Source organism: Salipiger sp. PrR007, assembly GCF_010499845.1.
Taxonomy (GTDB): domain Bacteria; phylum Pseudomonadota; class Alphaproteobacteria; order Rhodobacterales; family Rhodobacteraceae; genus Salipiger; species Salipiger pacificus_A.
Genome location: NZ_JAAGOZ010000097.1, coordinates 1 through 1695 on the forward strand (window position 1 = coordinate 1; position 1695 = coordinate 1695).

Consider the following 1695-nt stretch of genomic DNA (forward strand, 5'->3'; position numbering starts at 1 on the left):
GCCCTCCTCATGTCGCCTCGTCATGGCGCGCAGATACCCACTTGGGCTGAGGATCGGTGTCGCGGGATCGCCGGCCTTGGCATCGAGGATGAACACGCACCAGGTCGCGTCTTCCACGCCCATCTTCCGCACCGCATCGTCCCAGGCGGAGCGATTGATGCCAAGCTCGGGCAGCCGGCAAAGCGCGGCGACGGTGAAATCATGCAGGTGCAAGCTCGACCAGCCGCCCCGGCCCTGCCGGCGGGCATCGAGGTAGAAGCGCATCTCCTCGGAGGCGAGCGGGATGAATGTCTGGATCGGGATGTTTGTGAGGATTTTGGACTTGTGCTCCGCGGCCCCCGCCCCATTCTTTTCTTCTCGGCAAGACGGCGCGCCGCCCGGCGCGGCGTCCTCCACATTCGTGGGCGCGGGCTCGCCCGCGCTCCGATGATCAACTCTGGCGTTACAAGGTACTTCGTTAAAATCTTGAGTTGTATCTTGTATATAGGACCGCTCGTTTTCATGCGGTTCACCGTGCGTTTCCGACATCGCTTGCAGCAGATCCAGCGCCGCGGTGCAGAGCGCGTCAGCCTCGGCGACATGCGCCTCCAGCTCCTCGAGCGACATCCGGTGCAGCTTGTCCGCGCTTGGCCAGGCCTCGAAGGCGTCGGCAATTTCTTGAACCTCGGCCGCCAGCCCGTGTTCCGCGATCAGCTCAGCGAGGCAACTCTTCAGGTGCTTCTTGTGGATGCTGCGAAGCCCGCGCAGCTTCGCGTGCTGCCGGCGTCCCTCTTCGATCGCCTCGCGGAGCGCCAGGAACTCCTGGCACCTCTTGATGGCCACGGAGAAGTACACGCCGCATCCGACAAAGCCCGAGCGCGCGCCGTTGCCCATGGTGCGCTTCTCGATCAGCCCGGCCGCGACCAGTTGCGCCTCGTCGGCCCGGATCCGGCTTGGCGAGACGTTCCGCTTCTTGGCGATCTCGGATTGCGCGAGATAGCAACAGGGCTCCTCCTCGCCGCTCTTGAAGGCGCGGGGGCGGGTGGCGCCGATCATGGTGCGGAAGGTCGCGAGCGCAGCGCTTCTGACCCCGAGCAGCGGCGCCACGGCGTCAATCAGCGCAACGAAGCCGTCGCGCTCCATACCCTGCGGCAAAGAGGGGAAGGAAATGTGTTGTCGGGCCTCTAAAATGGCTTCAGCCATATGCATCGGTCTGTATTCCTCGTCCGGTATTGGCGAGGCGGCGCCAGACAAGATTTCCCCGTTCGCACAGGTGCGTTTTTCCTTGTCTGCCAATGGGGGAGGCTGATAGAGTCGCAAGTGATGAGGCTTGCTTCCAAGGGTTTGCAGATCCTTGTTCTAAGAGCTCCCCCGTGAAGGTTGCCGCCTTCGCGGGGTTTCTTATTTGGGGGGTGGGGAAACTGCTCCTTTCTTTCCAAGCGCCGCATGCGGCGACGCATGCCTGCCTCTTTTGGTCCGCTCTGCAAGCCGCGAGCTCGCGCGGCAAACGGGCCGCTAGTAATTCACCTGTTCGTAGCCGTAGTTGCCCTGGTAGTCCGACCAGTCCACGAAGACCGATCGGCGCGAAATGTAAGGGCAGCTTTCACCCCAGCCCTCATCGCCGACAAAGGCCGCCGGCAGCGCCGAGGGACTGCTGTCTCGCCAGTAGAAATCCCCCTGCAGGCCGTATCGACCAACGCGCACGCGGCTCCTACG

Annotated in this window: 1 protein-coding gene and 1 pseudogene; both read right to left on the reverse strand. The window is 63.4% G+C overall.

What is annotated here, in order from left to right; translation table 11 throughout:
• Positions 1–1182 (reverse strand): replication initiation protein RepC (repC, locus tag G0Q01_RS25595; RefSeq protein ID WP_164213963.1); only part of this gene is annotated, 1182 nt, incomplete at its 3' end.
• A gap of 312 nt (positions 1183–1494) precedes the next feature.
• A pseudogene (locus tag G0Q01_RS25600) lies at positions 1495–1695 on the reverse strand (hypothetical protein); the annotation flags it as partial.